This is a genomic window from Gilliamella sp. X-23 (assembly GCF_057063545.1).
This window is the reverse complement of record NZ_JBXSQG010000001.1, coordinates 172,104-195,187: the sequence shown is the minus strand read 5'-3', so window position 1 is coordinate 195,187 and position 23,084 is coordinate 172,104. Positions and strand designations below refer to the sequence as shown.

The window sequence follows — 23,084 nt, the reverse complement described above, 5'->3', positions numbered from 1 at the left end:
AAATATCTGACTCTCTATGTTATCTCAAAAACAATTAAAAAACCTTGATTCAATGACTTTCTTAGATAAGCACAAAATAATAAAATTTGCCCAGAAAAGTCAAACTATAACTAATATAGATTCAGCCATACAAAATGCTAAGTTACATTACCAAGCTAGAATAGATTCATTACCAAAGAGCATTGATTTTCCTGATAATTTACCTGTCGTTGAAAAAAAACAAACAATTTATGACGCAATTAAGCATCATCAAGTGGTCATAATCGCAGGTGAAACAGGTTCAGGAAAAACCACGCAAATTCCTAAAATCTGTCTAGAGTTGGGCTTAGGCGTAAAGGGATTTATAGGTCATACCCAACCAAGGCGGTTAGCCGCGCGTTCAGTGGCTAATCGTATTGCTGATGAGTTGAAAACAGAAATAGGGCAATTAGTTGGTTTCAAAGTCAGATTTTCTGATCATGTTAGTGAAACAACACTGATTAAATTAATGACTGACGGTATATTGCTTGCTGAAATTCAAAAAGATAAACTTTTATTACAATACGATACTATTATTATTGACGAAGCTCATGAACGTAGCTTAAACATTGATTTTATTTTAGGATACCTTAAACAATTATTACCTAAACGTCCAGACTTGAAGGTTATAATAACATCGGCAACGATTGATGTGGAGCGTTTTTCTAAACATTTCAATCAAGCACCGATTATTGAAGTATCTGGTCGCACCTATCCTGTTGAAGTTAGATATCGTCCTTCAATATTAGGTGACGATGATAATTGCAACGATAAAAATAGTGATTTTCAATCCATCATAGATGCGATTGATGAACTTTCAGCAGAAAGCCATGGTGATATACTTATTTTTCTAACTGGTGAAAGAGAAATTAGAGATCTTGCCGATACACTTAATAAATTGGATCTTCGTCATACTGATATCTTACCATTATATGCAAAGCTATCAGCATCAGAACAAAATCGGATTTTCCAGTCGCATACTAAAAGGCGAATAATTCTAGCAACAAATGTGGCAGAAACATCGTTGACGGTGCCTGGAATTAAATATGTTATCGATACGGGTTTAGCTAGGATTAGTCGCTATAGTTATCGCACTAAAGTTCAACGTTTACCGATTGAACCGATATCTCAAGCCTCAGCCAACCAACGAAAAGGGCGCTGTGGACGAACCTCAGATGGAATCTGCATCCGGTTATATGATGAACAAGATTTTTTATCTCGTCCTGAATTTACCGATCCTGAAATTTTACGTACAAATTTAGCATCGGTGATATTACAGATGACCTCGTTAGGTTTAGGTGACATTGCAGCATTTCCTTTTGTTGAAGCACCTGATGCAAAATATATTCGTGATGGCATTCGATTGTTAGAAGAACTTGGTGCAATATTTATTAAACATTATCGATATCATTTAACTGAAATAGGACGAATTTTAGCGCAATTACCCATCGATCCAAGATTGGCCAGAATGCTGGTTGAAGCAAGGCGATTGGGTTGTACTAAAGAAGTGATGATAATTACTGCAGCTTTGTCTATCCAAGATCCTAGAGAAAGACCTTTTGATAAACAGCAAATCTCTGATGAAAAACATCGTCGTTTTGTTGATAAGGAATCTGACTTTATATCTTTAATTAATTTATGGAATTATATTAAAGAACAACAAAATATATTATCCGTAAATCAATTTAGACGATTGTGTCAAAAAGAATTTTTAAACTACCTTCGGATTCGAGAATGGCAAGATGTTTATACACAAATTAGACAAACCATTAAACAATTAGCGTTCCCTATAAATAGTAAAGCAGCAGATTATAATTCATTACATGTTTCATTACTAAGCGGTTTATTATCCCATATTGGAATGAAAGAACTTGAAAAGCATGAGTATATTGGGGCACGAAATATTAAGTTTGCAATTTTTCCTAATTCGGCACTTTTCAAAAATCAACCTAAATGGTGTATCGCTAGTGAATTAATTGAAACTAGCCGGCTATGGGGAAGAACAGCAGCTAAAATTGAAGCTGAATGGATTGAGCCTATAGCAAAACATTTGGTGAAATATAGTTATAACGAACCAAGGTGGTCCAAAAAACAGGGTACAACTATTGCAAACGAAAAAGTGACATTATTTGGTTTACCTATTGTTGCTAGCCGAATAGTGAATTATAGTAAAATCGACCCTATATTAAGTCGTTCTCTATTTATTCGTCACGCTTTGGTTGAAGGTGATTGGTTTACCAATCATCAGTTTTATAAAAAAAATAAAAAATTGATTAATGAGGTTGAAGATCTTGAGCATAAATCTCGTCGGCAAGATATTTTAATAGATGATGATGAACTTTTTGATTTTTATGATAAGCGAATAGATAAATCAGTCGTGTCATCTAAACATTTTGATGCTTGGTGGAAACAAAAACAGAAATCAGAGCCTGACTTTCTTAATGTTGAGAAAGAGATGTTGATCAAACAATCGGCACAACTAGTTAATTTAAATGACTTTCCTGATTTTTGGAATCAAGATAATTTGAAATTAGCACTGAATTATCAATTTGATATCGGACACAAACGTGACGGCGTCACGATAAAAATACCTCTTAATCTATTAAACCAAATTAAAAATAGGGGATTTGATTGGCTGGTACCCGGTTTTAGAAAAGATTTAATTATTGCATTAATTAAATCATTACCTAAATCATTGCGCCGAAATTTTGTTCCAGCGCCAAATTATGCTGATGCATTTTTGAGTAGAGGTATTTCAACGGATCAACCTTTACTTGAAAGCTTAGAAACCGAATTTCACAAAATGACAGGTGTAAAAGTTTCCCCAGAAGATTGGCAATTGGAGCAAATTCCTGACTATTTGAAGATGACTTTTAGCATTGTTGATCGTAACAATAAAGAAATTGCTGCAAGTAAAGATCTGGTTTTACTAAAAGCACAACTCAAAAATGAACTTCAACAAGCATTGTCATCTTTAACAATTAAGAAAAAGGTTCAAATTGAACAAAATAATTTAACTGAGTGGAATTTCGGCTCTTTGCCTAGTACCTATGAAGAAAATCATAAAAATTATACGATTAAAGCTTATCCAGCAATCATTGACAATCAACATTCTGTAAGCATTAAGTTAATCGATAATCAAGATGAGCAGCAAAGACTTACAAAACTAGGGTTAAGACGCTTGCTTATACTCAATATACCATCACCAATCAAGTATTTACATGAAAAATTACCAAATAAATCTAAATTAGGCTTATACTTCAATGCTTTTGGTACGGTACTGAGTTTAATTGATGACTGCATTGCTTGTGGTGTTGACTATTTGATTGAAAAAAATGGTAAGGTCACTCAAAGCCAAGATGATTATGAGGCATTATTGGATTATACCAAAAGTCATATTAATGATGTTGTGGTTAATATTGCCAAAGAAGTTGAGTCCATTTTGACTTTATTTTACAACATCAGTAAAAAGTTAAAGGGACGCATTGATATATCATTAGCTTTTGCTTTATCTGATATAAAAAAGCAAATAGATCATCTTATCTATAAAGGTTTTGTTGCAAAATCGGGTTATAAACGACTGCCAGATATCAATCGTTATTTATTGGCGATTGAAAAAAGAATTGAAAAACTAATGTTGAATTCCATTAAAGATAGACAATCGATGAATATAATTGAAGAGGTTGAAATTCAATATAAAAAATGGGTGAATAGCTTATCGGAAAACTCAAAATTACAAGAAAAAGTAATAAATATCCGTTGGATGATTGAAGAACTTAGAGTAAATCTATTTGCACAGCAGTTAGGTACTGCATATCCAATTTCAGCAAAACGTATTAAGCAACAAATCGACAAAGTAAAATCTGAGTTGTAACAGTTAATTGAATGAAGATATTTGTTTGATAAAAAAAATAGGGCGCTTGTGCGCCCAATTATCTATATAAATTTATCGATAAAGATCGACAAAAACAGTTATATTCGGACCATTTGAATCATGAGCTACTCTAGCAATATGATAATACTTGGCACCAGCATCAATAGCTCGTTTACCTGCCTGATAAGAAATTTCCTGATCGGTAACATAATAACCTCTGAATTTAATTGTATCAAACGCCACCATTTTAGCTGCAGTTGCATCATTCAATTCTTGAATTTTTCGTCCATCAGAAAGAGTGACAGTGTAACGAGAAGCACGTTGAGGCTCTGTAGCGGAAGTTGTTTCAGATGAAGATGTATTTGTCGTTAAAACAGATGTCGTTTTACTACTAGATTGATCAATAACTTTTACTTTATTATTAAATTTATCCGCATAAAACTTTTCATTAAAAGCTGAAGGAGAGTAGTAACCAGGTTTTTCAACTTGCATTGCTGCTTCACCACCTTGAGCAAGAGCTTGTTGTCCAGCTTCTGAATCATATGGGATAGCATCTTCTGGTTGAAGTTTACGTTCTGGAGCATCTTTCTTAAACAAATAAGCAGCAATTTGTATATTACTACCTAATTCAGACCGAGAATCAATATAATAGGCATAAGCACCTTTTGATGAAGCCTCTTTAGCAATGGCCTGATTTATATCATATTCATTAGGAAAATATCCACGAATACGCACAATATCAAAAGGTTCTAAACGAATTGCTTTAGATTTTGGATATTCATATACACCTTCAAATTTGCGCAAATTTTCAGTTTGTTCTTCAGTCTTAGGTGCATCAGCTTTATATAATTTAGCATAAACAATACGTAAAGTATCATTAGAAGGGCTAATATTGGTGGTAGTTATGAAAAAAGAAACTGCACCTTCTTTATCTGCCGCTTTTGACATAGCTAAAACATAATCATTATCGGTATAAAATGCTCCACGAATAGTTATACTTTTAAATGACTGCAAGTTTTTAGCTTGCTCCTCAGTTAATTGTTGAGCAGCAAATGAGGAAAGAGGGAATAGAGCCATTGTTACTGCAATAAATGTCGTTTTTAAACTTGTCATATATTAAGACCTTACAATAAATTATTGTGATTATTTTAACATAAATAAATTTAATTGCCTAAATCTATCAAAGCATTTAAGTTTTTAATAAATATATATTTTCCTCTAACTGATAAAATATTTTGTTCTTGAAACTTTGATAAGTTTCTACTAATAGTTTCGATTTTTAAGCCTAAATAGTTAGCAATATCAGCTCGACTCATCATAAGTTTGATATTTAATGAGGAATGACCTCGTTGTTCATAATGTCGATAAAGAGAATATATAAAAGTGGCTAGTCTTTCATCTGCTTTTTTCTGTGAATAGCATAATACTAATTTTTGATAATTATCAATACTGGAACTTAGCAAATTAAATACCATGTCTCTAACATTTTTTTGAGTATCAACTAGTGACATAAGTTCGTCATAATAAAGTTCACAAACAAGTGTATTAGTAAGTGATTGAATATTATTGTTATATATTTTAGTTGAAATAGAATCTAAACCAACAATATCGCCAGGTAAATAAAAACCATTAATTTGTTGATTATTATCTGGAGTTGTCACAAAAGTCTTTAATGCTCCCGAATGAATAATATAGAATTTTGTAAAAGGAGTGTTTGCTTTAACTATAATTTCATCTTTGGCATAAGATATTTTTCGGTCTAATATGTTGCCTAACTTATTGTTGTATAATATAGGAATACAAAGAGATCCGATACTACATAATTCACATGGAACGGAATAACTTTTTGAACGTAATAATGTCTTAAAAATGTTTTGCATATTAATGGAAAAAAATGATCATAGTTTATTAATTGATTAGGTTATCATATTTTATAAATAAAACAAAAATTACTCATAATTATTTATTTCATCAGAAATATATCCAAACATATTATTTAACATAATATACATTATTATAATACATTAATTTTATTGTTAATATATTATTAATTTTCAGATTAATTATAGGGTTAGTGGGTTTGGTAGCTTAATTTAAATTGACGGCATGACTTTATGGTTTGTATCTACAGAATTCACGTACGTTTATCGTGATGCGCATAATGTATATTATGTTAAATAATATGTTTGGATATATTTTGATTTTATAGCTATAATTTCATTCGGTATTCTAATTTTTTTCCATAAAAATAACATCGCTACCAGGAAGTGGCATTTTTAGAATGTGTTTTTTGATTTGACCCCAAACTTGCATTTCACAAGCTTTACAATTAAACTTTAAAAGTAATTCTTCATTATTTTGAATCAATTTCATTGGTGTAACTTTGGTTTTAACTCCCTGAATCCCTTTTGCTTGTTTTGGACACAAATTAAATGCAAATCGTAAGCAATGTTTCGTTATCATTAATGGTGCATCATCTTTAACTTCATGAGCTTCATAGGCACTTTCGATTAATTCAACTCCATGTTGTGTATAAAATTCTCTTGCTTTATGATTATAAACGTTGGCTAAAAAGCTTAAATGATTTTCAGGATAAATTGGAGCTGGCTTCTGTTCAGGTTTACGTTTTTGGGGATGATAATTCGCTAATCTTGTGGCAGTCAATTTATCAATAGCATCCCGTCTAAATTGGTTTAATTGGCTACTTGGAATGAAATAAATTTTCGATAGATTTACATCAAAATCAGTTAAATAATATATAGATTGACCTAGTTTAGATAAATTATCTCTAATATTTAATAATGATTTATCTGGTTGTTCTGCAAGATCGAATGAGCCCGTTAGTTTTAATTTAACACAAATTCCCTCTTCGCTTTTTGCTTTTAGCTCAATACCATTTTCGATATCATATAGTTCAAATGACACACCAATTCTGCGGTTACTTGATTCTTTTAATAAATTTTGTTGCCACATGTGATCGAGATTTCGATTAACCACATAAGGTAATTTAACTGAAAAAAGTGGTTTAGGGATTTCATTTGGATAAATTCGGTATTGATTGACCGAAAGCTTTTCTACTTTATTGGCTCTGAATCCAAAAATCTCTCGTTTTATCAGTACATTTAAACCATCTCCGTTAGTTAACATTTTCTCGGATTTAATATCGATGGTTTTAGGAGTAATTTTGGTTATCTCTCCAATTTGCAAGCCGATAAATTTAGGTGAATTAAAAGCGCCTATATTCGGTTTTCTTCCGTGCAGAAAATAATCTGTACTTCCTCGATGAAATGTTCGGTTAGGATCTGGTGTAAAAAAGTGTTCTGTTCTACCACTTGATGCTGGTTGTAGATCCGGAGATTGGGTTAAAATATTATCTAATTTTTGACGATAAAAAGCGGTAATATTTTTGACATAACTTAAATCTTTGTAACGTCCTTCTATTTTGAAAGATCTCACACCGGCTTGAATTAAATCACTCAAATTATCTGATTGATTATTATCTTTCATTGATAATAAATGTTTATCGTAAGCAACAATACGACCTTGATCGTCTTTTAAGGTGAAAGGAAGCCGACAAGCTTGTGAACAATCTCCCCGATTCGCACTACGCCCTGTTTGTGCATGAGAGATATAACACTGTCCTGAAAAAGCCACACAAAGCGCACCATGTATAAAAAACTCTATTTTTGCATCAATCTGCTCATTAATTTTGGTTATCTCAGCTAAATTAAGTTCACGAGCCAATACTATTTGTGAAAAACCAACATCAGACAAGAATTTGGCTTTTTCAGGTGTTCTAATATCCATTTGAGTGCTAGCATGCAAATCTATCGGGGGAATATCCAGATTTAAAATACCCATATCTTGCACAATTAACGCATCAATACCCACATCATAAAACTGCCATATTAGTTGTCTTGCTGGTTCAAGTTCATTATCGTGAAGTATGGTGTTTAAGGTCACAAAAACTTTCGCATAATAACGATGAGCAAACTCAACTAATTGGGCAATATCACTTACCGAATTTCCGGCATTATGCCTAGCACCAAAGTTTGGTCCACCAATGTATACAGCATCAGCACCATGTAATATCGCCTGCTTTGCAATTTCGATATTTTTGGCTGGGCTAAGTAATTCTAATTTATTATTGGAGCAATTGTATGGTGGCATTATAAACTCTTTTAAGATATAACTAATTGATAGTTTGATCTTTATTTGACAATTATTATTGTTAATTGAATAATAATTGTCAAAATTTTCAGGAAAACAATACGTTTTATTCTAAAATATATATTAGTTTTGGTAAGTTCTATTTCGTAACGCTTCTATACGTTTTTCTAATGGTGGATGAGACATAAATAATTCGGAAAATTTCGCTTTTTTTGCACCATTAATACAGAATGCTAAGATGGAAGCATCTTCATGAGGTTCATAGCTGGTTTTTAGTTTTTCTAAAGCTGCAATCATTTTTGTACTACCAACTAATTTAGCAGAACCAGCATCTGCGTGAAATTCTCGATAACGAGAGAACCACATAGCTATAAGGCTTGCTAAAATACCAAATACTGTTTCAAAAACCATAACTATCAAGAAATATGCTAATTGTGATAAACCGCGATTACGATCATCCAATGCTTGGGCTACAACAGATGCTAAAATTCGAGAAATAAAAATAACGAAAGTATTAAGCACACCTTGTAATAAGGTCATTGTAACCATATCACCATTAGCAATATGGCTCATTTCATGACCAATTACCGCTTCAGCTTCATCTTGAGTCATAGTATTTAATAAACCAGAACTCACAGCAACAAGTGACCTATTTTTAGTAGCGCCAGTTGCAAAAGCATTAACGTCTTGAGCATCATAAATAGCAACATCAGGCATTTTTATATTAAGATCCGCCGACAACCGACGAACTACATCAAATAGCCATTGTTCTTGGTTATTACTAGGTTGAGTAATAATTTGTCCACCTACTGATCTTAAAGCCATTCTCTTAGATAAAAGAAGAGATATAAACGATCCTCCAAAACCAAATATTGCCGCAAAAATAAGTAAACCTATCGTACTATGTGAATCAACACCTAAAATACTTAGGATAATTCCAAATACAAACATAACTGCTAAGTTAGTTAGAATAAACAACCCTACTCGCATCATAATTTTTCTCTCTTTCGGTATATATCAATTTTTGAATAATTAAATGAAATCATAATATTTCGATTAAAAGTACACAATGTATATAATCGCAAAAATAAATCATAGATACAACTATAAATATAAGTATATTTTAAGATTAAATGACACTTGTTGATTTATTAAACACAATCGAAATAATATTTAGATAATCACTGAAAGGCTTGGAGGAGACTCTATCAGCCACATCCCACACACATACTTTTCACTTTGGCTGCTTCCTTCCGGACCTGACCTGATGAGCAAAAAAATGTTGCAAGAGGACCCATAGAGACTCCATTGAGGAGGAGATATTATGCTTTATTTAAGGAATTAACACAACTATTTTTTTAAAAGGAACTTAGCCTTTCTAGTATCACCAATAAAAGAAAGGCTATTACATTGAGTAATGTGCAATATAACCTTAGTAATTTAGATAACTAAGTTCTTTTCTACACGTTCTCTAAATTTTATTCCAGGTCTAAATGTAACAACGCGACGAGCTGAAATATCTACACTTTCACCTGTTTTTGGATTACGCCCAGGACGTGAGTTTTTATCACGCACTGCAAAATTACCAAATCCAGATAGCTTTACTGGCTCCCCTTTTTCTAAAGCCACACGAATCTCTTCAAAAAAGAGTTCAACAAGGACTTTAGCTTCTTGACGATCAATGTTAAATTTTTCGGCAAGACGATCTGCAATATCTGCTTTAGTTAATGTCATATTATTATTCTCTTAATAGGGCTTTAAAACGATTTTGTAAAGCAATGACGCACTTGCTTACAATGTTTGTTATATCTTCTTCTTCAAGTGTACGCGATTTATCTTGCAAAATCAAACTGATAGCAAGACTTTTTTGATCTTCTTTGATATTTTCACCTGTATAAACATCAAAAAGATTAACCTTTATAAGTTGCTCACCACCTGCTTTTCTACACTCTGATATAATATCTGCTGCAGGTGTTGTCTTTGAAACAATAATAGCAATATCTCGTTTATTAGACGGATATTTCGATAATTCATGAGCAACTGGTACTCTTTTTTGACTAATTTTAGCTAAATTTATTTCAAAAACAAGCGTTTTACTATTTAAAGATAATTTTTTTTCAATTTCTGGATGTAAGACTCCCAAATAGCCTATTAGCTCTTCATTTAAACAAATCGCTGCACTTTGTCCTGGATGCAAGGCCGAGAGCTTGGATCTTTTAAACTGCACTTGCTCGGTACACCCTAAAAGAGAAAAAATTGTCTCAAGGTCACCTTTAATATCGTAAAAATCCACATTATTTTTGGGAAGCTGCCAATGTTCTTCATATAAGCTACCTGAAACAACACCCGACAACATTAGTTCTTGTCGTACACCAAATTCACAGTTTTCATCAGGTATGAAACGCAAACCAGTTTCAAATAATCGGATACGTGTTTGTTGACGATTTTGATTATATAAAACAGCATCTAATAACCCTGACCATAGTGATAAACGCATAGCTGACATTTCACTTGAAATCGGATTAGGTAGCTTGATTCCAAGCTGTTCAGGATGAAGGATTTGCTGAACTTTTGGATCAACAAAGCTATATGTAACTGCTTCTTGATACCCTTTATCAACCAATAAGTCTTTTACTCTTCGTAATGATATTTGACTTTCTGGTTTTGGTTTCATCACTGATTCAATTTTCAGGTTAGCATTTGGGATATTGTTGTATCCGTAAATTCGAGCTACTTCTTCAACTAGATCTTCTTCAATTTGTAAATCAAAACGCCAACTTGGTGATTTTACAACCCACACATTGTCTTTGTATTCAACTTCACAACCGAGTCTAACTAAAATATCAGTGATCTTTTGTGTTTCGATTGCATAACCAATAATACGATCAATTTTATTGCGACGTAACTGGATAGTTGCTTGTACAGGAAGTTCTTCTTTATGTGTTACATCAATAATTGGACCAGCTTTACCACCACAGATATCAATTAATAATTTGCTAGCTCGTTCCATTGCTACAAATTGCAGAGATGGGTCAACTCCACGCTCATAGCGGTGTGATGCTTCTGTATGTAAACCATATTCACGAGCTTTACCTGTTATTGCTAATGGATTAAAAAACGCAGATTCAAGAAACACATCTTTAGTAGATTGCGTTACACCTGATTTTTCACCACCCATAATTCCTGCTAATGCTAAGATTTTTTGGTGATCGGCAATAACTAAGGTTTTATCATTAAGTTTAACTTCATTACCATTAAGTAAAACAAGTTTCTCCTCTTTTTGGGCATAACGAACAATAATACCCTTCTCTATTTCAGCCAAATCGAACGCATGCATTGGATGACCAAGTTCTAATAATACATAGTTGGTAATATCAACGATTGCATCAATAGAGCGGATTCCACCACGGCGTAGTTTTTCTTTCATCCATAATGGCGTTGCGGCATTAACGTTGATGTCTTTAATTACACGACCTAAATAACGTGGTGCTGCTTTCGGTTCATCTACCTGGATTGGTAATGTATCATTAATTGTTGCAGACACACTGTCAACTTTTAGTTCTTTCATAGTAATATTGTTAACTGCAGAAATATCTCTGGCAATGCCAACAGTTCCAAAACAATCCGCTCGATTTGGTGTAACACTAATATCTATTATAACGTCATTAAGATTTAAATATTCACGAATATCCATGCCTAAAGGTGCATCATCTGGTAACTCAATGATCCCATTATGATCATCTGAAATTCCCAATTCAGAATAAGAACAAAGCATTCCTTCTGAAAGTTCGCCTCGTAATTTAGCCGCTTTAATTTTAAAATCGCCAGGTAATACTGCCCCCACTGTTGCACAAGCAACAGTTAAACCTTGACGGCAATTTGGCGCACCACAAACAATATCAAGTAATTCGGCTTTACCTATATCAACTTTTGTTACGCGAAGTTTATCTGCATTCGGATGTTGCATACATTCAACAATTTTACCAACAACTACTCCAGTAAAATCGCCCGCTACTTTTTCGACATCCTCGACTTCTAAACCAGCCATTGTCAATTGATTGGCAAGCGTTTCGCTACTAATTTCTGGATTGATCCATTCACGTAGCCAATTTTCACTAAATTTCATGTTTTGATCTCCAGAATTAATTAAATTGCTTTAAGAAACGTAAGTCATTTTCAAAAAAAGAACGCAAATCAGTGACGCCGTAACGTAGCATGGTTAATCGCTCTATACCCATACCAAAAGCAAAACCACTATAGATTTCAGGATCAATGCCCACATTACGTAATACATTAGGATGTACCATTCCGCAACCTAACACTTCTAACCATTTACCGTTTTTAGCTTTAATATCAACTTCAGCTGAAGGTTCTGTAAATGGGAAATAGGCTGGTCTAAAACGAATTTCCATATTATCTTCAAAAAAACAATGAAGAAAATCGTGTAATAACCCTTTTAAATGTGTAAAGCTGATATCCTTATCAACCAGTAAACCTTCCATTTGGTGGAACATAGGCGTATGAGTCTGATCATAATCATTGCGATAAGTTCTACCTGGTGCAATGATTCGGATTGGCGGTTTTTGGTTTTCCATGGTGCGAATTTGCACAGTTGACGTCTGTGTTCTTAATAATCGTTTTGCATCAAACCAAAATGTATCGTGATCAGCACGTGCAGGATGATGAGCCGGAATATTCAGTGCATCAAAATTATGGTAGTCATCTTCAATTTCTGGACCAGTTTCAACAACAAAACCTAACTCACCAAAAAAATCGACTAATCGATTGATTGTTTTGGTTACTGGGTGTAATCCACCTAATTCGAGTGTTTTACCTGGCAAAGTGATATCTATTGTTTCGTTTGCCAGCTTTACATCAAGAGCCTGACGCTCTAAAAGATTGCGCCTTTGATTTAATATTTCAATGACATCTTGTTTTGCATCATTGATTTTTTGACCGACAGCTGGACGTTCATCGGCAGGAACATCACGTAATGAAGCCATTTGCACTGTAAAATAGCCTTTTTTACCAAAATATTCCACACGAATTTGTTCGATCGTATTAATGTCATTAGCACTTTCAATAGCGGATTTGGCATTATTAACCAGTTCAACTAATTGAGACATACAGTTCTCCTGCTTATTGTTCATTGCATAAAAAAAGCCTCTTTTGAGGCTTTTATAATCATTTTTCGTTTTTTCTTTGCCTCACGAATTTGTATTGCAACAGAAACCAAAAAAGAAACGAAAAATAGCTATGTTCATAATTAAAATTTACTCTCTAAAAATATCAAAATTAGAATGATAAAAGCCGAGGTAACTCGGCTTTTATCAAGTTATTATAGTGCTGCTTTTGCTTTTTCAACTAATGCAGCAAATGCATTTTTGTCAAATACAGCAATGTCAGCAAGGATCTTACGATCAATTTCAATTGATGCTTTCTTTAAACCATTGATAAAACGGCTATAAGAAAGACCACATTGACGAGCTGCAGCATTAATACGAACAATCCATAATTGACGGAATTGGCGTTTACGTTGACGACGGTCACGGTAAGCATATTGTCCAGCTTTAATTACAGCTTGGAAAGCAACACGATATACACGTGAACGAGCTCCATAATAACCTTTTGCTTGTTTTAAAATTTTCTTGTGACGTGCACGAGCAATAACACCACGTTTAACACGAGCCATAAACTATATCCTCTAAATAATTAACCATGAATTAAGCGTATGGAACACACGCAGTAACTAAACCTAAATCGCCTTTTGACACAGTTGTCAAACCACGTAAATGACGTTTACGTTTAGTTGATTTTTTAGTTAGGATATGACTCTTGTTAGCTTGCTTATGCTTAAAGCCACCAGAAGCTGTTTTTTTAAAGCGCTTTGCTGCGCCTCTTACAGTTTTAATTTTAGGCATTTTATTAATTTCCACTTCGCATTGTTAATAACAACAAAATAATGGTGTAATTTTCAATAAATCAAAAACTAGCTTGTAAAACCATTATTTCTTCTTCGGCGCAAGCACCATAATCATTTGCCGACCTTCAATCTTAGTTGGATAAGACTCAATGATCGCCAAATCAGCTAAGTCTTCTTTAATACGATCAAGCATTTCAGAACCTAACTGTTGGTGAGCCATTTCACGACCACGAAAACGTAATGTGACTTTAGCTTTATCGCCATCTTCAAGAAAGCGAATCAGGCTGCGGAGTTTTACCTGATAGTCGCCTTCGTCTGTACCAGGTCGGAACTTAATTTCCTTAACCTGAACAACCTTTTGCTTTTTCTTCTGCTCTTTTGTTGCTTTACTCTTTTCATAGAGGAACTTGCCATAATCCATAATTCGACAAACAGGTGGCTCTGCATTAGGGCTTATTTCAACTAAATCTAACGTTGCTTCTTCCGCTTGTTTTAAAGCTTCATCTAAGCTTACTATACCGAGCTGTTCACCATCGACGCCGGTTAATCTCACCTCACGAGCAGTAATTTCATCGTTGATCTTATGTGCTCGTGTTGACTGAATTCGTTTACTGACTTTAATATCTCATTCCTCCAAATTAATTTATCATTAATTCATTTGTTCTAATGAACGACTATGAATTTCGTTAAGCAACAATTCTATAACATGTTTCACTTCAAAGCTACCAAGATCTTTACCTTGGCGAGTTCGAACTGAAATTGTTCCTGATTCCATTTCTTTGTCTCCACAAACAAACATATAAGGAACACGTTTAAGAGTATGCTCGCGAATTTTAAACCCTATTTTCTCATTTCTCAAGTCCGCTTTTGCTCTAATGCCAACTTTTTGTAGTTGCGCGGTTAATTGTTTTGCATATTCAGCTTGATTATCGGTAATATTAATTACTGCAACTTGCAATGGAGCAAGCCATGTAGGGAAAAATCCTGCGCAGTTTTCTGTTAAGATTCCCATAAAGCGCTCCATTGAACCTAAAATGGCTCTATGAATCATAACAGGAACATGACGTTCGTTGTCTTCACCAACATAAGTTGCATCTAAACGTTCTGGTAGCATAAAGTCTAGTTGAACAGTACCACATTGCCATGCACGTCCTAAACAGTCATGTAGAGTAAACTCGATTTTTGGTCCATAAAAGGCACCCTCACCTGGTAGGTATTCAAAATCAATACCATTTTCAGTTAAACATTCGGCCAAATCTTTTTCAGCAAGATCCCATGTTTCATCTTTACCGATTCGTTTTTCTGGACGAGTGGATAACTTAACAGTAATATCTGTAAAACCGAAAGTGCTATAAGTATCATAAACCATTTTGATACAGCTATTAACTTCACTGCGAATTTGACTTTCAGTACAAAAAATATGTGCATCATCTTGGGTAAAACCTCGAACACGCATCAATCCGTGTAAAGATCCAGATGGCTCGTTTCGATGACAACTACCAAATTCCGCCATACGTAATGGTAAATCACGATAAGATTTTAAACCTTGATTAAAAATCTGTACGTGCCCTGGACAGTTCATTGGCTTAATACAATATTCACGATTTTCAGATGAAGTGACAAACATTAACTCTTTATAATTACCCCAATGCCCTGTTTTTTCCCATAAAACACGATCCATCATAAATGGACCTTTTACTTCTTGATAATCGTACTCTTTCAATTTAGTGCGAACAAAAACCTCAAGTTCACGGAAGATAATCCATCCATCATTATGCCAAAACACCATACCGGGGGCTTCTTCTTGCATATGATAAAGATCAAGCTGTTTACCTATTTTACGGTGATCACGTTTAGCCGCTTCTTCTAAAAATTGTAAATAGCTATCAAGTTGTTTTTTATGTGCCCATGCTGTTCCATAAATACGTTGTAACATTTTATTATCACTGTTACCACGCCAATAAGCACCTGCAACTTTTTGCAACTTAAAATGGTGGCAAAAACGCATATTAGGTACATGCGGTCCACGACACATATCAATATATTCTTCGTGGTGATAAAGTGCTGGTTTTGAATCTTTAGGGATATTCTCATCCAAAATCGCAATTTTATATGGTTCACGTCGCTCCCAAAATATTTCTCTAGCTCGTTCCCAACTAACGACTTCTTTTTTTACTTCATAATCTTTTTTAGCCAATTCATGCATGCGTTTTTCTAATGCATCAAGATCTTCCTGCGTTAATGAGTGATCTAAATCAACGTCATAATAAAAGCCATTATCAATGGTTGGACCGATTGCCATTTGTGTATCAGGCCATAATTGCTTAATCGCATGACCTAATAAATGCGCGCAAGAATGACGTATAATTTCAAGTCCATCTTCGTCTTTAGTAGTAATGATGGCTAATGTTGCATCTTGCTCAATGATATCAGAGGCATCTTTACGCTCACCATTTACACGTCCAGCTATACAAGCTTTTGCAAGTCCTGCTCCTATACTTTGTGCAACTTCTAAAACGGTAACGGGTTTATCAAATTGGCGTTGATTTCCATCAGGAAGAGTAATAATTGGCATAATAAATCCTTATAACAGTGGTGCGCCACACGAAAGCGCACTTGCGTCGTATATAAAAAATAGACCAAATATACTACCACTTATCATCAGAATTTTGAATAGAAAAAATAACTATCATATTACTCTAAATAAATTTAGAAAATAAATTAAAAGGCATATTCACCTCAAACATCTTACAAAATAAATAGTTGCTTTTTAAAATAATAGTTATAATTATTATTTATTAATAATATAAATATAACTGTCATGGATATTTGGATTGATGCTGATGCATGCCCTTCTCCAATTAAAGAAATTTTATATCGTGTGGCTAATCGCAAAGCAATTAATACAATATTAGTTGCTAACCAACGATTAACAATTCCTTTATCTCCTTATATTAAACTTTTACAAGTCGAAAAAGGATTTGATGTTGCAGACAATAAAATTATTGAGTTAGTCAAAACAAATGATTTAGTTATTACGTCTGACATTCCTCTTGCATCAGAGGTTTTAAATAAAGGAGCTTTAGTCCTCACGCCACGAGGAGAACAATACACACTTGATACAATTAAAGAACGATTAACTATGCGAGATTTTATGGAAACGATGCGAGCTAGCGGAATACAGTCTAAAGGCCCAACTACGTTTTCCAGCAAAGACCGAGAAAAATTTGCTAATCAACTTGATATGTTACTTAATCAATCATCAAAAAAAATTTGATAATCTGTTACAACCAAGACACAAAATTAGCAAAACTAAATTTTTAAAAATAGTTCTCTGCTTTTAAATGGTTTTGATCCTATATAAGGTTTTAACGCCATTCTGGTAAATCGTTTAGCTGCTTTTAATGTATTGTCATTATCAAATTGACGTTTTCCTAAAGCTAAAACTTGCTCACCTGTAAAACTAGTACTATTTTGCAATAAACTACTCATAAACCCTTTTTCTGATTGATATTGATAATACATAGATTCAACAACATCATTACCAGTAACATAACAATGAAAAAAATCAATGTGATAACCTAAATTTTCTAATAACGATAATTCAAATGTACGCAATACATTTTCAGCAGGTAATTGTTGAGCTAATTGTTGTAAACTTTTTAAATAGTCATCAAAAAGAGTTGGTATTTCAGTTTCTGCAACTAAAACTCGATGCAATAGTTCATTTAAATAAAATGCGCTATATAAGAAAACAGATACCAACGGTAATGTAAGTGACATAGCCTCAACTTGCCGCAATATTTTTATTTCACTTTGACCCGAGTATTGTACAATGAGTGGAGTAAATGGTTGTAACATGCCTTTCAATGCTGAACCCTTTCTTTTAGCCCCTTTGGCTAATACTGTTATCTTTCCGACATTTTCAACAAAAAGATCGGCTAATAAACTGCTTTCTGTATAAGATCTGGTATGTAGTATAAATGCTCTTTGCCAATTTTCCATTCAAAATGCCTTTTAATTACATCATTATTTTTTGATTAATAATTGCATTTGACCAAAATTTAAATAATTCTATGAAATTTTCACCTGAAATTTAACTAAAGATCCGATATAATCAATGCAAACAATAGGATTATAGGATAAATAAAAGACAAGCTATGGAACTTTTTTCAATAATTTTACTTCTAGTGTTAATTGTATCACTTTCTGGTGTCGTTGTTAAAATGTTACCAATTCAAATTCCACTACCTCTAATGCAAATATTATTAGGTTGCATATTGGCGGCATTTAATGTTTATGTAGAATTTGATCCAAAGCTATTTCTTGTTTTATTTATTCCTCCTTTACTTTTTGCTGATGGACGCAAAACATCAGTAAAAGACTTTATATACAATGGTAGAGAAATTGTCGGATTGGCTTTAGTTTTAGTTGTTATCTCTATTATAGCATTAGGTTATATTCTACATTGGATATTACCAAATGTTGAATTAGCTGCAGGTTTAGCTTTAGCTGCAGTATTATCTCCAACCGATGCGGTTGCATTAAGTGGAATTGTTGGTAAAGGCCGTATCGAAAAAGAAAAAATGGAAATCATTGAAGGTGAAGCATTAATGAATGATGCTTCAGGTTTGGTGTCTTTGAATTTTGCTATTGCTATTGCAGTTGGTGATGCAGTATTTAACATCTTTGATATTAGCGTACAATTTTTTATAGTTGCTATTGGTGGCTTGGCTATTGGCGTTTTATTTACTTGGTTATATGCACGTATTTTGCGTAAAATAAATCAGCTGACTCACAATGACCCTGCAATCCAAATCGTATTATTATTCTTACTTCCGTTTGCTGCTTATATTATTGCTGAGGAATGTCATTGTTCTGGTATTTTGGCTGCAGTAAGTGCAGGTATGACGGTCAATCATTCTGGTATGATGCGAAATGCTCCTTTAACTGCGCGTTTACAATCAGATAGCACATGGTCAATGTTAACGTTTGTCTTTAATGGTTTTGTATTCGTTTTATTAGGTATTCAGTTACCAAGTATTCTTAACAATACTTTTGCTGAAAACCAGATCGACACCTCGATTGAAGTATGGCAATTATGTTTAATTGTTCTATTCGTTTTTGCTGTATTGATGGGAACTCGATTTGCTTGGTTATGGGCGATGAAACATATGCCTACAATGCCATTTGGAACCAAAAGACCTCTTGCATTCAGATCCTATTCAAACCGAGACCTACTTATTTCAACATTTGCAGGAGTTCGAGGTGCCATCACTTTAGCTGGTGTATTGTCTATTCCAATGACAATTAGTGGTCGTTATCAACTTGTTTTTATTGCTGCAGGTATTATTTTAATTTCATTGATTGTTGCAGTGATCATATTACCTATCTTATTACGAGGTAGTGTTATTTTAGATAATTCAGAACAAACAAATGAAATTTTAACTGTAAAAGGTCATATGGCTGAAGAGGCAATTGTAAGCCTGGAAAAAATGCAAAATAATTTGTTGCAAGAAACAGCTGAAGACCGAGTAGATCAAGAAATTATTCATGAAGTCGGCTCACGTGTTATCGGTTCGCTAAGACGTAGAACCGGCCTTAAAGATTTAGAACAAAAAGCTCTTGAAGCAGAAAATCTAGAAAGACGTATGCGTTTAGTTGCTATAGGTGCAGAACGTACTGCTCTTTTACAAATGAAAGTTCGTAATGAGGTTAGTGAAGAGGTTTTTGAGCATTTGAATACTGACTTAGATATTTATGAAAAAATGATTTCTGGGGATGCATAAATGATTGGAGCAAAAAGCCAAATTTTAAACAAGATTCATTCACAGTTTGTCAATAATGCGCCCCATGTTTTGGGGCTTACCTTACGATGCATTCCTTTTAGTATCAAAAAACAAGCCATAGAACAATTATTACAGCTACAATTTGAACATTCTCTAGAGGATGGTGATCTTGATTTTTTAGAAAATCGTTGGCTTAAAATTGAAGTTACTGATCTAGGGCTTATCTGGTTTGTAAGTTTGATTGAAAATAAATTAGTTGTTAGCCGGGAAGAAATTGCTGATGTGAGCTTTATCGGTAATGCTAATGATTTAATTATGATAGCAACTAGACGTCAAGATCCCGATACCTTATTTTTTCAACGCCGCTTAATTGTTGAAGGAGATACTGAGTTGGGCCTTTATGTTAAAAACCTTATGGACTCAATCGAATTAGAAACCATGCCCAAATTTTTGAGACTAACACTTGAAAAACTGGCCAATATTATCGAAAGCGCACCTACCAACTAATAAAAAATAAATAAAGTAAGGTCTTCTAGAGTCCAATATTCAGGTAAAATCTTCTCAGTACCATATCTGTGTTCAAGAATAAACATAACAGCGTCGGGAATAGAATAAAACAATACGAGCAAAATGACACAATGAAAAACGATCAAGAACAACAGACTTTTTACTTCCATGATTATGAAACTTTTGGCGTTAACCCTTCTTTAGATAGGCCTGCACAGTTCGCTGGAGTTCGAACTGATAAAGATTTTAATATTATTGAAGAACCACTAGTTATATATTGTTCACAAGCTCAAGATTATTTACCTAGTCCAGAAGCCGTACTAATTACAGGAATTACCCCGCAAGAAGCCAATAAAAAGGGTGTTTGTGAAGCAGAATTTACTCGCCTAATTCATCAAGCTTTTAGCGAACCAAATACATGTATTCTTGGCTATAACAATATTCGTTTTGATGATGAAGTTACTCGTAATATTTTATATCGTAATTTTTATGATCCTTACGCCTATAGCTGGAAAAATGGAAATTCCAGATGGGATCTTCTTGATGTAGTTCGAGCTTGTTATGCACTAAGACCAGAAGGAATTAATTGGCCAATCAATGATGAAAATCTACCCAGCTTTCGTTTAGAACATTTATCAAAAGAAAATAATATTGAGCACGAACATGCGCATGACGCGATGTCTGATGTTTATGCAACTATTGCAATAGCCAAATTAATAAAAGAAAAACAACCTAAACTTTTTAATTATTTTTTTACATTACGCAATAAAAATAAAGTAGCAGAACTTATTGATACCCTTAATATGACACCCATTGTTCACGTATCGGGTATGCTTGGTAGCTATCGTGGTAATATGTCATTAGTTTGCCCTATTGCTTGGCATCCATTACAAAATAATGCCGTAATTGTTTGTGATTTAACTGGTGATATCAATTCTATTATTGATTTGCCTGTAGAAAGAATTAAAGAAAAGCTTTATACCAAAACAGAAGATCTTGAGCTGAATGAATCACGAATTCCTTTAAAACTAATTCATATTAATAAATGCCCTATTGTTGCCCCAATAAAAACACTATTACCTGAAAATGCCAAAAGGTTTAATATTGATATAAGCCACTGCTTAATCAAGCAACAAAAATTATTGCAGAATCAAAAAATATTACAAAATAAAATGAGAGAATTATTCACAATAGATGATAATTACTCGCCTCATCCCGATGTTGATGCTCAAATATATGCTGGATTTTTAAACAAACAAGATAATTTACGTTGTGAAACAATCCGAACAACACCTGTTAATTTATTAGATACTTTATCACTAACGTTTGATGATCCTCGTTTAGCAAACCTATTTTTTAGATACAAAGCACGGAATTACCCACAAACATTAACAGAGCAAGAACAAATAATCTGGTTAGATTATTGTCGTGACAAACTTAATACATCAAAAGTACAAGATTACTTATTAACATTAGAAAAACTTGCCGAAACTTATATTCAACACCCAAAAAAATTAGCAATAATTAAAGAACTTTATAACTATTGCCATTATTTAGTTGGATAATTAATTTTAGCGGGCGTATTATATGGGCAAATTTAGTTTACCCTAACGTAAGCATAATAATCATAATTAAAGATTAAGATAATTAGCATTTACATAATGAAACATTTTTTAGCTAAGCACGCTACAATCAAACATCGACTTTATTCTTTCTACTATACTGCTTTTAGTTATGGTCGAGGTTTGCTCGTTTTAACTCTCTGTTTATGGGCGGGTAATATAATTTCTAAATTATTACCGATAATGATTCCTGGTAGTATTATTGGACTACTAATTCTATTTTTTTTACTGGCTTTTCAGTTAATACCCACTTGTTGGATTAAAAATAGTTGTAATCTTTTTATGCGCTATATGACATTGCTTTTTGTCCCTGCTGCAATGGGTATTATGGATAATTATTCACTTTTATTGCAAAATTGGATTCCAATTATATTTGGCTGTGTTGTAGGTACTCTTATCGTATTGCTTTTTACTGCTTTTTTAACAGAACATTTTCATAAAACAGTCCCACAAAATTCAATTGAATCACAAAAAAATGAGGATAATCAGCCATGATATGGATGCTACCATTAACGCTTTGTGTTTTTCTCATTGTTCGAAGAATGTCGTTTAAAATAAAAAATCCGCTATTTAATCCCTTAGTGATTACGGTTATTGTTTTAATCCCAATTTTGCTAATAACCAAAACAAATTACACAAAATACGTCCATAACGTTCAAATTATTAATGAGTTATTACCTTATTCTGTTGTTGCCTTAGCCTACCCTCTATATGAACTTATTCCACAAATTAAAGCGCGATGGAAATCAATAATGATTATTACGTTTACCGCTTCACTTGCATCAATGATAACTGGTGTTTGTATTGTATTTTGGTTAGGGGGAAATAACGAAATTGCTGCATCAGTATTACCAAAATCAGTTACTACAGCCATTGCGGTCACAATTGCAGGTAGCCAAGGTGGTGTCCCATCAATAGCTGCATTATGTGTAATATTTGTTGGTACACTAGGTGGTATATTTGGGCACCAAATATTAAATTTAGTAAAAATAAAGTCAGCACCTGCAAGAGGATTATCTATTGGCGCTGTATCACATGCAGTCGGTACTGCTCGTTGTATTGAGGTGGATTATAATGAAGGTGCGTATAGTTCGTTATCATTAGTTTTATGTGGCATCATGACATCATTGACAGCTCCATTTTTATTTCCAATAATGGTATTTATTTTTAACTGGTTTTAG

At 33.5% G+C, this 23,084-nt stretch carries 19 protein-coding genes and 1 other RNA gene; 7 read left to right on the top strand and 13 right to left on the bottom strand.

The features are described 5' to 3' along the window. The first annotated feature begins 16 nt into the window (after positions 1 to 16). A complete protein-coding gene (hrpA, locus tag ACYH9I_RS01125) occupies positions 17 to 3,892 on the top strand; it encodes an ATP-dependent RNA helicase HrpA (RefSeq protein WP_483558241.1) in 3,876 nt (1,291 codons plus the stop codon). 72 nt (positions 3,893 to 3,964) lie between these two features. On the opposite strand, the gene ACYH9I_RS01120 is transcribed toward hrpA, so the two are convergent. From ACYH9I_RS01120 to thrS, 12 genes are all read right to left on the bottom strand, one after another. Next, complete coding sequence (locus ACYH9I_RS01120; protein WP_483558239.1) at positions 3,965 to 5,005, bottom strand: YdgH/BhsA/McbA-like domain containing protein; 1,041 nt, start codon at positions 5,003 to 5,005, stop codon at positions 3,965 to 3,967. A 50-nt stretch (positions 5,006 to 5,055) separates the two neighbouring features. Then, positions 5,056 to 5,772 (bottom strand): helix-turn-helix domain-containing protein, encoded by a 717-nt coding sequence (locus tag ACYH9I_RS01115; protein ID WP_483558237.1) that lies wholly within the window; start codon positions 5,770 to 5,772, stop codon positions 5,056 to 5,058. A 349-nt stretch (positions 5,773 to 6,121) separates the two neighbouring features. Next, entirely contained in the window at positions 6,122 to 8,062 is a 1,941-nt protein-coding gene (locus tag ACYH9I_RS01110) for a peptidase U32 family protein (protein ID WP_483558236.1), read from the bottom strand. 123 nt (positions 8,063 to 8,185) lie between these two features. Further along, the gene (gene htpX / locus ACYH9I_RS01105) at positions 8,186 to 9,055 is read right to left on the bottom strand and encodes a protease HtpX (RefSeq protein WP_483558234.1); all 870 of its coding nucleotides are present in this window, start codon (positions 9,053 to 9,055) and stop codon (positions 8,186 to 8,188) included. 210 nt (positions 9,056 to 9,265) lie between these two features. After that, positions 9,266 to 9,361, bottom strand: an RNA gene (gene ffs / locus ACYH9I_RS01100) — signal recognition particle sRNA small type. A 141-nt stretch (positions 9,362 to 9,502) separates the two neighbouring features. Further along, positions 9,503 to 9,796: an integration host factor subunit alpha gene (locus tag ACYH9I_RS01095; protein ID WP_065637551.1), complete on the bottom strand. Its 294-nt coding sequence runs from the start codon at positions 9,794 to 9,796 to the stop codon at positions 9,503 to 9,505. Positions 9,797 to 9,800: 4 nt separating this feature from the next. After that, positions 9,801 to 12,188: a phenylalanine--tRNA ligase subunit beta gene (pheT, locus tag ACYH9I_RS01090; protein WP_483558232.1), complete on the bottom strand. Its 2,388-nt coding sequence runs from the start codon at positions 12,186 to 12,188 to the stop codon at positions 9,801 to 9,803. Positions 12,189 to 12,204: 16 nt separating this feature from the next. Beyond that, the gene (gene pheS / locus ACYH9I_RS01085) at positions 12,205 to 13,188 is read right to left on the bottom strand and encodes a phenylalanine--tRNA ligase subunit alpha (protein WP_483558230.1); all 984 of its coding nucleotides are present in this window, start codon (positions 13,186 to 13,188) and stop codon (positions 12,205 to 12,207) included. A 212-nt stretch (positions 13,189 to 13,400) separates the two neighbouring features. Then, complete coding sequence (gene rplT, locus ACYH9I_RS01080) at positions 13,401 to 13,754, bottom strand: 50S ribosomal protein L20 (protein ID WP_024496189.1); 354 nt, start codon at positions 13,752 to 13,754, stop codon at positions 13,401 to 13,403. 31 nt (positions 13,755 to 13,785) lie between these two features. Continuing rightward, on the bottom strand, positions 13,786 to 13,983 hold the full coding sequence (gene rpmI / locus ACYH9I_RS01075; RefSeq protein WP_025315575.1) for a 50S ribosomal protein L35: 198 nt from the start codon (positions 13,981 to 13,983) through the stop codon (positions 13,786 to 13,788). Between the two features lie 84 nt (positions 13,984 to 14,067). Next, entirely contained in the window at positions 14,068 to 14,607 is a 540-nt protein-coding gene (gene infC / locus ACYH9I_RS01070; RefSeq protein WP_065587350.1) for a translation initiation factor IF-3, read from the bottom strand. Positions 14,608 to 14,634: 27 nt separating this feature from the next. Continuing rightward, positions 14,635 to 16,560 carry a threonine--tRNA ligase gene (gene thrS, locus ACYH9I_RS01065; RefSeq protein ID WP_483558226.1) on the bottom strand — a complete coding sequence of 642 codons (1,926 nt, stop codon included), beginning with the start codon at positions 16,558 to 16,560 and terminating at the stop codon, positions 14,635 to 14,637. A 246-nt stretch (positions 16,561 to 16,806) separates the two neighbouring features. Here thrS and ACYH9I_RS01060 point away from each other — a divergent pair, with 246 nt between their 5' ends. After that, entirely contained in the window at positions 16,807 to 17,262 is a 456-nt protein-coding gene (locus ACYH9I_RS01060; RefSeq protein WP_483558225.1) for a YaiI/YqxD family protein, read from the top strand. Positions 17,263 to 17,297: 35 nt separating this feature from the next. On the opposite strand, the gene recO is transcribed toward ACYH9I_RS01060, so the two are convergent. After that, positions 17,298 to 17,990: a DNA repair protein RecO gene (recO, locus tag ACYH9I_RS01055; protein WP_483558223.1), complete on the bottom strand. Its 693-nt coding sequence runs from the start codon at positions 17,988 to 17,990 to the stop codon at positions 17,298 to 17,300. A 155-nt stretch (positions 17,991 to 18,145) separates the two neighbouring features. On the opposite strand from recO, the gene ACYH9I_RS01050 reads away from it, so the two are divergent. The 5 genes from ACYH9I_RS01050 (at position 18,146) to ACYH9I_RS01030 (ending at position 23,084) form a co-directional block, all read left to right on the top strand. Further along, positions 18,146 to 19,774 carry a Na+/H+ antiporter gene (locus ACYH9I_RS01050; RefSeq protein ID WP_483558221.1) on the top strand — a complete coding sequence of 543 codons (1,629 nt, stop codon included), beginning with the start codon at positions 18,146 to 18,148 and terminating at the stop codon, positions 19,772 to 19,774. Between the two features lie 21 nt (positions 19,775 to 19,795). Beyond that, on the top strand, positions 19,796 to 20,281 hold the full coding sequence (gene ubiT / locus ACYH9I_RS01045; RefSeq protein ID WP_483558416.1) for a ubiquinone anaerobic biosynthesis accessory factor UbiT: 486 nt from the start codon (positions 19,796 to 19,798) through the stop codon (positions 20,279 to 20,281). 131 nt (positions 20,282 to 20,412) lie between these two features. Beyond that, positions 20,413 to 21,846 carry an exodeoxyribonuclease I gene (gene sbcB, locus ACYH9I_RS01040; RefSeq protein WP_483558219.1) on the top strand — a complete coding sequence of 478 codons (1,434 nt, stop codon included), beginning with the start codon at positions 20,413 to 20,415 and terminating at the stop codon, positions 21,844 to 21,846. A 96-nt stretch (positions 21,847 to 21,942) separates the two neighbouring features. Next, positions 21,943 to 22,398 carry a CidA/LrgA family protein gene (locus ACYH9I_RS01035; protein WP_483558217.1) on the top strand — a complete coding sequence of 152 codons (456 nt, stop codon included), beginning with the start codon at positions 21,943 to 21,945 and terminating at the stop codon, positions 22,396 to 22,398. Further along, positions 22,395 to 23,084 (top strand): CidB/LrgB family autolysis modulator, encoded by a 690-nt coding sequence (locus ACYH9I_RS01030; RefSeq protein ID WP_483558215.1) that lies wholly within the window; start codon positions 22,395 to 22,397, stop codon positions 23,082 to 23,084. The genes ACYH9I_RS01035 and ACYH9I_RS01030 overlap by 4 nt, the downstream gene beginning before the upstream one ends.

Excerpts from the sequence above, each read along its gene's own strand:
- hrpA (WP_483558241.1), top strand. The coding sequence starts at position 17 with ATGTTATCTCAAAAACAATTAAAAAACCTTGATTCAATGACTTTCTTA.
- ACYH9I_RS01120 (WP_483558239.1), bottom strand. The coding sequence starts at position 5,005 with ATGACAAGTTTAAAAACGACATTTATTGCAGTAACAATGGCTCTATTC.
- ACYH9I_RS01115 (WP_483558237.1), bottom strand. The coding sequence starts at position 5,772 with ATGCAAAACATTTTTAAGACATTATTACGTTCAAAAAGTTATTCCGTT.
- ACYH9I_RS01110 (WP_483558236.1), bottom strand. The coding sequence starts at position 8,062 with ATGCCACCATACAATTGCTCCAATAATAAATTAGAATTACTTAGCCCA.
- htpX (WP_483558234.1), bottom strand. The coding sequence starts at position 9,055 with ATGATGCGAGTAGGGTTGTTTATTCTAACTAACTTAGCAGTTATGTTT.
- ACYH9I_RS01095 (WP_065637551.1), bottom strand. The coding sequence starts at position 9,796 with ATGACATTAACTAAAGCAGATATTGCAGATCGTCTTGCCGAAAAATTT.
- pheT (WP_483558232.1), bottom strand. The coding sequence starts at position 12,188 with ATGAAATTTAGTGAAAATTGGCTACGTGAATGGATCAATCCAGAAATT.
- pheS (WP_483558230.1), bottom strand. The coding sequence starts at position 13,188 with ATGTCTCAATTAGTTGAACTGGTTAATAATGCCAAATCCGCTATTGAA.
- rplT (WP_024496189.1), bottom strand. The coding sequence starts at position 13,754 with ATGGCTCGTGTTAAACGTGGTGTTATTGCTCGTGCACGTCACAAGAAA.
- rpmI (WP_025315575.1), bottom strand. The coding sequence starts at position 13,983 with ATGCCTAAAATTAAAACTGTAAGAGGCGCAGCAAAGCGCTTTAAAAAA.
- thrS (WP_483558226.1), bottom strand. The coding sequence starts at position 16,560 with ATGCCAATTATTACTCTTCCTGATGGAAATCAACGCCAATTTGATAAA.
- ACYH9I_RS01060 (WP_483558225.1), top strand. The coding sequence starts at position 16,807 with ATGGATATTTGGATTGATGCTGATGCATGCCCTTCTCCAATTAAAGAA.
- recO (WP_483558223.1), bottom strand. The coding sequence starts at position 17,990 with ATGGAAAATTGGCAAAGAGCATTTATACTACATACCAGATCTTATACA.
- ACYH9I_RS01050 (WP_483558221.1), top strand. The coding sequence starts at position 18,146 with ATGGAACTTTTTTCAATAATTTTACTTCTAGTGTTAATTGTATCACTT.
- sbcB (WP_483558219.1), top strand. The coding sequence starts at position 20,413 with ATGAAAAACGATCAAGAACAACAGACTTTTTACTTCCATGATTATGAA.
- ACYH9I_RS01035 (WP_483558217.1), top strand. The coding sequence starts at position 21,943 with ATGAAACATTTTTTAGCTAAGCACGCTACAATCAAACATCGACTTTAT.
- ACYH9I_RS01030 (WP_483558215.1), top strand. The coding sequence starts at position 22,395 with ATGATATGGATGCTACCATTAACGCTTTGTGTTTTTCTCATTGTTCGA.